The sequence below is a fragment of the Shinella sp. S4-D37 genome (assembly GCF_040812195.1).
Lineage (GTDB): Bacteria > Pseudomonadota > Alphaproteobacteria > Rhizobiales > Rhizobiaceae > Shinella.
Window position 1 is genome coordinate 116,510 of record NZ_JBFNXL010000007.1, and the last position, 9,178, is coordinate 125,687.

The 9,178-nt window shown below is 63.8% G+C and carries 3 protein-coding genes; all 3 read right to left on the reverse strand.

All coding sequences use genetic code 11. The features are described from left to right. Positions 1–4: 4 nt before the first annotated feature. Positions 5–2,032 (reverse strand): TonB-dependent hemoglobin/transferrin/lactoferrin family receptor, encoded by a 2,028-nt coding sequence (locus tag AB3G45_RS28630; RefSeq protein ID WP_367833916.1) that lies wholly within the window; start codon positions 2,030–2,032, stop codon positions 5–7. Between the two features lie 205 nt (positions 2,033–2,237). After that, positions 2,238–8,084, reverse strand: coding sequence for a cadherin domain-containing protein (locus AB3G45_RS28635; RefSeq protein WP_367833917.1), 5,847 nt, complete (start codon positions 8,082–8,084; stop codon positions 2,238–2,240). A 99-nt stretch (positions 8,085–8,183) separates the two neighbouring features. After that, on the reverse strand, positions 8,184–9,005 hold the full coding sequence (locus AB3G45_RS28640; RefSeq protein ID WP_367833918.1) for a calcium-binding protein: 822 nt from the start codon (positions 9,003–9,005) through the stop codon (positions 8,184–8,186). Positions 9,006–9,178: the final 173 nt, after the last annotated feature.

A 9,178-nucleotide genomic window follows, 5' to 3' on the forward strand; every position in this document is an offset into this window, starting at 1 on the left:
GGTCTTAGAAATTGAGCGTCAGCGAAGCCTTGGCATTGAAGCCGGGGCTCGGGTCCGCATTGAGGTACTGGGTGTAGTCACGGTTGAAGAGATTGTTCAGCGCCAGATTGGCGGTGAGCGTTTCGTTGATCCTGTATTGTGCGAACACATCCACGAGCTCGTAGGGCTCGCCGATGAAGCCCGTCGCTGTGTCGTCCTTCTTCTTCCCGACGACGGTCAGCCGCGCGCCGAGGGTGAGCTTTTCCTCGAAAGCCCTGAAGCCGGCGGTCGTGACGATCCTGAAGGGCGGAACCTTCTGGAGGCCGCCGCCGGTCGTCAGGTTCTCGCCTTTCAGAACCTGCGCGCTGACGCCCGCGAACACGATGCCGGTGTCGTAGTTCGCCTCGAGTTCTATCCCCCGGATCCGAGCCTCAGAGATGTTCTGGTACTGGTAGCCGCCCGGGATCGGAAACAGGATGAAGACCTGGTCGATGTAGTCGTCGACGTCGTTCTGGAAGACGCCGATCTTGGCCGAAAGCGTGTCGCCATCCGTGATGACGTCCTCGAAGCGCAGGTTCATGCCCACTTCGATCGTATGGGCGACCTCCGGCTTCAGGTCGGGATTGGGGAAGAACTGCCCCCTCACCGGTGGCGGATGGAAACCGTCGATCAGCGTCTCGGTCAGGGCCGGCGCGCGATACCCTTCCGCATAGGTGGCGTAGAACGTGACCGGCTGCCAGGGCGTGACGCCCACGGTCAGCTTCGGCGAGAGCCTCTGCCCCTTCACTTCGATTGCGTCGCCCTTCAGGCTATAGCCGTCGAAGCGCAACCCGCCGATGATCTCGAGCCAATCGTCGTACTTGATGCGGTCCTGGATGAAGGCGCCGTAGGCGGTGCGTCGGCCGGAGGGGGTCAGATCGTCGCTGGAGCCGAGCAGGTCCACGGTATCGACGCGATCGCGGAAGACATCGGCCCCGTAGGTCAGCTCATGCCCGAAGGCACCGGTGTCGAAACGGGATGTGTTGAACACATCCAGTCCGATGGTCTCAACGTCGAAGGACTGTTCGAGCGCTCCGCCCCCCGCCTGCTGCTGCTCGAACAGGGTGCCGGTGTAATAGGTCTTGACCGTCAGGTCCCAGAGGTCCGAATCCGGCGTGAAGCGATAGCCGGCCGTGACGGTGTCTGCGGTGACGTCCGTTTCCCGCAGCGTCGAAGCCCCGTTGTCGAACGTGTTCATGTAACGGCTGCCGGAGAGCGTGAATTCGTGATCCTCGTCGGGCCGGTAGCGCCATTTTCCGAGCATGGACTTCATCGTCTGCGCCGAATTGACCGTCTGGCCGCCGCCGGATTCGTAATCGTCGATCTTCTGGACGGTCCCGCCGATCAGCACGTCGGCATTTTCGCCGAGGCGGGTGGCGACGGCGCCGTTGACGGTTGGGCCAGAACCGTTGGTGTCATAGACTGTCTTCAATCGCCCGCCCTTGGTCGCTCCGGGAGCGATGAGGTCGTCGGCGTCGATCGTCGTGAAGCTGACGACACCGCCGATGGCGCCGCTTCCGTAGACGGAGGACACGGGGCCGCGCGTCACATCCACGGACTTCAGCATCTGCGTGTCCATGTAGAAGGTGCCGTTGGCCTCGTGGCCGTTCTTCTGGAAATTCTGCCTCGCGCCGTCGACGAGCACATTGACGCGGCCGAAATCCTGAAGGCCCCGCAGGTTGACCGCGACGCCCGGATCGTCCGCCGACGTCTGCGTGCTGACGCCCGGGATGCCGGCAAGGATATCCGGCAACCGTGCGTTGAGGTGACGGAGCGCGAGCTGGTCCGCGGCGGTCGCGCTCGAACCCGACAAAGTGTCGTAGACGCCGGTGGCCGTGCGGGTGGAGGTCACCACGATCGCCTCGAGCACCGTCTCGCCGGTATCCGCGGCGGCGGCTATGTCCGTCGCGGCCTCCTCCGGCACATCCTGGGACCGGACCGCCCCGCCGGAAAGACAGACGAGGGCCGTCGACATGAGGAGTACGGCGGCTTTATCCCGGGCTTTACTACGCATGTCGGGCAGCCTCTTTCACAGACGCCGCGGCGGTTTCATCGGCCATCGATATGCACTCCTTGCATGAAAGCGGCCGGAAACGCCGTGCCCGTGAGGCAGGCCTTTCCGCACCGCGATTTTCCGTCCTGTTCATGCCGGCGAGCCAATCTCCCCGGCTCGGGCAGCGGCGACCTCGCCGCCGCTGCCCCGGTCGGTTCAGGCCCCGTCAAAGCAGGAAATACTCCTTCAGCAAGGTGGTGCTGCTGGCGATCTGGATCGCGAAGTCCGCCTTCCCGTCGCCGTCGACATCGCCATAGACGAACGTGTCGGAGGCCGTCTTGTCATAGCGCAGCTCCCCCGCCTTTCCGGAGAACCCGTCGGTTCCGACGAAGGAGAAGGACTGGCCGAAGCCGGAGAGGTCGATACGGTCGCCGCCCTTGCCGTCGAAGTCGAAGATCGTGTCGCGGCCCGACGCCTTCACCGACGAGTCGGAGACGGAATTGAAGACGAACATGTCCTTGCCGGCTCCGCCGGAGAGCTGGTCTGCTCCCGAGCCGCCGACGAGCCTGTCATTGCCCGCGCCGCCGTAAAGCGCATCGCTTCCGGTTCCGCCATAGAGCTTGTCGGCGCCATCGCCCCCGTAGACCTCGTCATTGCCCGTGCCTGCGTAGAGTTCGTCATCGCCGGCGGCGCCGCCGACCATGTCGTTTCCTGCACCACCGTAGACAAGGTCGTTTCCGTCCCCTCCGAATGCACTGTCATTGCCCGAAGCGGCATAAAGCACATCCTTGCCTTCCCCGCCGAACACCTGGTCGCTCCCGGTTCCACCGCCGAGCACGTCGTTGCCTTCGCCACCATAAAGCTCGTCATCGCCTTCGCCGCCATAGGCTTGGTCGTTGCCGGCGCCGGCATAGGTCACGTCGTTTCCGGTTCCGCCGTAGAGGGCGTCGTTACCCTCGCCGCCGTTCAGAATATCGTTGCCTTCTCCGCCGTAGAGCTGGTCGTTGCCCTCCCCACCAAGGATACGATCGTCCCCTGCCGTGCCTTGCAGCACGTCGTTGCCGGTCGTTCCTTCAATCGTGCCAGGCTGCTCGTTGGCGACATCCACGACCGAGATGGAGAACGTCTGCTCGGTCTCGACCAGGCCGTCGGAGACCTTCACCTTCACCTGGTGGCTGGTCGCCGTCTCGTAGTCGAGGCTGCCGGTGACGATGAGCCTGGTCTCGCCGTTCTCCGTGACGATATCGAATTTGCCGCCCGCATCATCGACCAGCGTATAGGTAAGCGGAACGCCTTCCGGATCGGCTGCCGAGAGGATGCCGACGACTGTGCCGATCGCGACATTCTCCTCGATGGAGGACTTCGAGAGCTTGAGGTCCTTCGGCGGCTCGTTCGCCGCGTTGGTGACGGTCACGGCAATCGTCTGATCGTCGGTGAGGCTCCCCTGGTCGGTTACGCGGACGACCACGTCGTAGACATTGTTCCCGCCCGTGTCCGTCGGGACTTCAAAGTCCGGTGCGGTCTTGAAGGAAAGCACGCCGGTCGTAGCGTTGATCTGGAACAGGCCGGCATCCACGCCGCCCTGGATCGAGTAGGTGCGCGTATCGCCGGCATCCGCATCGGTCGCCACGACGGTGGTGACGGCCGTCGTGTTTTCCACGATGCTGATCGTGGCGGTATCACCGCCGCCATTGGAGGTAATGACCGGCGCGGTGTTCACCGGCGGCTCGGCCGGGTCCGCCACAGTGATCGTCAGGTCCTTCTCGAAGATGTTCCCGATGCTGTCGGTGACCTTGACGCGAACCGTGTATTCGTCGGCCGTCAGCGCCCCCGCGACCTTGATGTCCTTTCCATCGATGACGAACTTGCCTCCCGCATCGTCGACCAGCGTGAGCGTATGGCTATCCGGGCCGCCGCCGGGGCCGGTAGAGACCGGGTCCGTGACGGACAGGGAGCCGACGACGGTCCCCACGGCAGCATCGCCATCCACGTCCGCGTCGTCCAGCGCGATTTCGGTCGGCGTGTAGTTCAACCCGTGGGTGGTGAGATTGTAGGTCACGTTGCTGAAGCGCAGGAGCTCGACATTCGTGAGCGTATCGGTGCCCGTGCCTCCCGCGGGTCGGAGGTCGGTGACGGTGATGACGCCCCCGGCGCCAGGAGCGTAACTGTAGTCGCCGGTCGCTCCACCGAGGCCCAGCTCGCCCTCGAAGACAACGATGTCTACGCCATCGCCGCCATCGATCGTGTCGTTGCCGCCGCGGCCTTCGATCGTGTCGCCGAAGCGCGTGCCGGTATAGGCGTCGTCATGGGCCGAGCCGATGAAGTTCTGGGCATATTCGTCAAGCCCGTCGGCGTAGAGGCCGAGGCGGGCCGGATCCGCCGACGAACCGTACATATGCGCGGTCACGAAGTTGTGCACCAGGCCGGTCGCCTCGATCAGGGCTTCGTCCGTGGCGCCCGGCTTGGCGTTGGAAAATTCGAGGCCGGTGATCCTCAATTCGACATTGCCGCCGGTGAACCAGCCGTTGGAATCGAAGGACCCCGTGCCGCGCGTGCCGTATTCGATCGTGTCGATCTCACCCCAGACCGTATGGGTGGAGAAATTGTATTCCTGCGAACCTCGGGACAGGACATACTTCGACGTCGAGGCCGTGCCGTCATAGCCGAGCATGACCTCCGTGCCCGAAAAACCCGAGCCGTTGTCGAAGGAAGGCATCCCGTCGCCATTCGTGCCGGCAAGGAAGCCGCCGCGGATGAAGGCTTCGAGGTCCATGCCGGCCGTCGCCGTCGAAGCATCGAGGGTGATCGTGCCTTCCGGCTGTTCCGGCTCGCTTTCATCGACGTCGGTGACGGTCACGGCAAGATCCTGCTCGTCGGTGAGGCCGCCGCTGTCCGTGATGCGCACCGTCACGTCATAGACATTGTCCGTGCCGGCATCCGTCGGGGCCTCGAAATCGGGCGCGGTCTTGAAGGAGACTTCACCGGTCTCCTCGTCGATCTCGAACAGGGCCTGGTCCGCCCCGCCGGCGATCGAATAGGTCAATGCGCCGCCCTCGGCGTCACTCGCCGTGACAGTCGTGACCGCCGTCGCGTTCTCGGCGACCTCGACCGCCGCCGTCGCTTCTCCGTCGCCGGAGGTGATGGTCGGTGCGGTGTTTTCCGGCTCCTGGTCGTCCACGCCGAGTTCCACCGTCTTGTCCGAGAACTTGGCGAACTCGATCTTTGTCAGCGTGTCGGCGCCATCGGTCGTGCCCGATCCGCGGTTGTCCGTCACGGTCCAGGTGCCGTCCTCATTGTCGGTGATCGTGTAGTCGTTCCTGGCGCCGGTATAGACCGCCGTGTCCTCGCCCGCGCCGCCATCGAACGTGTCGTTGCCGCCGTTGCCGGTGAGCGTGTCGTTGAAGATCGTGCCGGTATAGGTGTCGGCGCCCGAGGACCCGACGAAGTTCTGCGCATAGGATGAGAGGATCGCCTTGACATGGGCGAGTTCGGCCGGCGTGGGCGCGTCCGGGCCATGCATGAAGGCCTGGGCGAGAATGTTGGTCTCGCCGAAGATGCGGTTCATCAGGCCGGAATCGTTGAAGAGGTCGAGGCCGGTGATCGAGAGTTCCGTCGCGGTGGCGCTGCCGAAGGAAAGCCCGTTCACCGCACCGCCGACGACATGGACGTCCTCGCCGGTATTGGCCGTCGAGGCGACGTCGGACCACCAGTAGGCGAGGTCGGCGCCGGTGAGCGTGACCTCGTTGCCGTCCGAAAGCGTGTAGACATAGGTGGAGGCCGTGTCCGGGCCGAACTGCACGCCACTCGGCAGGCTGCCCGTGACTTTGGCATAGGCGGCGTCGAGATAACCGTTCCAGTCGACACCGCCGTTTGCGCCGGCCAGGACCGTATTGGCGTCGATGGTGATCGTGCCGCGGGAGGTCACGCCGGGATCGGTCTCCTCCGGCGCGTCGACCACCTGCACGTCGAAGGTCTTCTCGAAGGAAGTGCCGCCCGTATCCGTCGCCTTGATGGTGACGGAATGCTGGCCGGCTGTCTCATGGTCCAGCTGGCCGTTGACGGTGAGATAATAGCGAGTGACGCCGCCGACCTCACGCGAGGTGATCGAGAACAGCCCGCCGGCATTATCGGTCAGTTCGACGGAATTGGGCGTGAAGGATTCATCGAAGGCCTGGATATAGCCGATCTCGGTTCCCGTCTCGGCGTTTTCCGCCACGCTCATATAGGATTTCCCCGTCGGAGCGGAGGAAATCTTGAACGGATCGTCGGTCGACTGGATCGAGACCGTCTGCCGGGTCACCAGGCCCGTCGCGTCTGTAACGTCCACCACCAGATCGTAGACACCGGCGACGGCATCGGTGCTTTCAAAGTCGAGCACGTTCGTCAGGACGACGCTGACCGAGCCGTCGGCGTTCTCCTCCAGCGCGAAACAGTTGTTGTTGTCGCCCTGGCCGGCCGGCAGGCTGTAGGTGACGGTGCGGCCGTCCTCGGCGGTCGCGGAAAGCGTGCCCACCACCGAGCCGATGCGGGCGGATTCCGAGACCGTCGTGTTGGAAAGCGCGATGTCGGCGGGCGCCTCGTCCACGTCCGTCACGTTGAGCGTGAAAGTCCGCGTCGTCTCGCCGCCGTTGCCGTCCGAAACCTTGACCGTAACGTCGTGCGAGGGCGTGGTTTCATAATCCAGCGCACCGTTGGTGACCAGTTTCCACGTACCGTTGTCGTTGACCACGGAGAACTTGCCGCCGGCATCGTCTTCCAGCGTATAGGTCAGCGTGTCCGCGTCGGCATCCGTCGCCGAAAGGTCCCCGACCACCGTGCCGCCGACAGCGTTTTCCGCGACCGCGTCGCCGGAAAGGGCGAGATCGGCCGGGACGGCGTTCACGGGGGCGAAATCGAGCGTCTTGGCGAGCACAGTGAGGGCGTTCTCGACCGTCGCGACCCACGTCACGACGACCTGGTTTCCATCGACCAGGACGACGTCGGGAGCCGCCGCCGTCGTACCGGCTGTCGTGTTGACGACGAAATCATCGCCAACAGGCGTCCCGTCAGCCTCGAGCAGCCGGCCGCGAACGACCCACGGTGATTCCGGGGAAACCCACACCGTAAAGATGCGCCCGTCCTCCAGAACGGTGACATCCGGGTTACCCTGGTTCCCGGTCGTGGTCGTGTTGACGATGAAGTCGTTCCCCTTCGGATTGCCATCGGCATCGAAGATGCGCGCACGAATGCCACCGCCTGAACCGTCCCCCGCATCGGTCGAGTACCAGACCGCAACATGACCGCCGTCTTCAAGACCAGCCAGCTTGATGAAGCCCTGGCGGCTCGTGGTGGTGGTTTCCACCCTCTCGTCGGCCGTCCCCACAACATTGCCTTCGCTGTCGAACCGGGTCTGGCGCACCGTCCAATCGAGTGCGCCCGTGCCGATGGCATGCCATGCAATGACATATCCGCCATCGGCGAGCGCCGTCACCGAAGGTGCCGATTGATTGTCTGCCACCGCCGAAGAAGTGATTTCGGGATTTCGGGTTCCAAGGTTGACGACCCAATCGGATGCGCCGTCGGGAACGCTGCCGTCGGCATCAAGAACAATGGCGCGAATGCCTGTTCCATCAGTGTCCAGGCCTTCGCCGTCGGCCGACTGCCACGTCACCACAATACGGCCGTCCGAGAGCACCGCCGCGGTCGGCAGCGATTGATCGCCCGTGAAGCTCGTATTGATGACGTAGTCGCCGCCGTCCTGCGTTCCGTCCGCCAGGAATTTCTGGGCGCGGATACCATAGCCGCTCTGGTCGGCGCCGGCCGCATCGTTGGACGCGGAGAGAACGAGGAACCCGCCGCCGGCCAACGCAACGATGCTCGGGTTCTGCTGCGTGCCGGCCGTGGTGGATTCGACGGTGAACTGGCTGCCGACCAGTTCCCCGGCCGACGTGTAGACCTGTCCCAGCAGGCCGACATCGCCACCCGTCGTCGCCTGCCATACGACGACGAAATTGCCGTTGGAAAGAGTGACTGTTACAGGCACAGCCTGCGCGCTGGTTGTCGCATCGGCAGCATCGACGACGATATCGGACATTTTATCCTCTGGGCTTTCATGGAAAACCGGCCCTCATGGCCGGGAATACAGGGAAAGCCCGCCCGGCAAGGCCGAGCGGGCGCGTGAAGATGATTGTGGTCAGACGAGGTCGGTGGACGCGATGACGTTCGTGCTGTTCACCGCGAAGTCAAGGTTGACGCCGTCGCTCGTCCCATAGAGCGTCTGCGTACCCGCATCGTAGTAAACGTCGCCGGCCGTATCGAGATTCGCGTCCCAGGCGAACGCCCAGCCGAGATCGATGACGTCCGTGCCCGAGACGAAATCGGTGATCGTGTCGGAGCTCGTGTCGGAGCTGTCGCTGAAGGTGGTGAAGACGAGCGTATCCGTACCGCTGCCACCCGTCAGCGTATCCGCCCCGGCGCCGCCATTGAGAACATCGTTGCCGCCAGCCCCGTTGAGCACGTCCGCAAGGTTGCCCCCCTTGAAGGTCTCGTCACCACTGTTCCCGTTGAAGGTGATGCTGTCGCCGTTGAACGCGCTCCAGAAATCGGTCTTCGCCGTGCCGTTGAGGAAGCTCAGCGCCACCTTCTGGAGCGGATCGCTTCCCGACGAACCGGTGATGTTCAGCCCTGAAATGTCGAAAAGCGTGCTGTCATGCGTCAGCGTCGTGGACGACACGTTGCCGCTGCCGGTGAAATTGACGTCCGTCCCGAAGGAGATGGTGTTCAGCGCGCCGGTGAAGGTGCCGAAGACATAGTCGAAGGTGCCGCCGAAGATCGTCGAGGCCCCGGCGCCGCCGTCTCCTGCGGAGTCGTTCCCATACTGCTCATGGGTATCGCCGAGGGTGGCGCCGCCCTGGAACCAGCCACGATTGGTTCCGCTGAAATTGCCATCGTAAGCGTCGATGTAGCTGTTGAAGTCGAGCGAAGTCGTCACGTTGGAGTTGACAGTAATAGCCATGACAGAATCCTCCTTAGGAGGCGCCCAGGTTGTGGACGCCTGCAGGTCAATGAGATTTCTTGAAATGACCGGTCAGGGTTTCTTGGGATCGCCTGGCCGTTGTCGGATACACCCTCTCAGAGGGCGGTCAGACAGCGGATATCGGCGGGCGCGGCCCTTACCTTGCGTTCGGA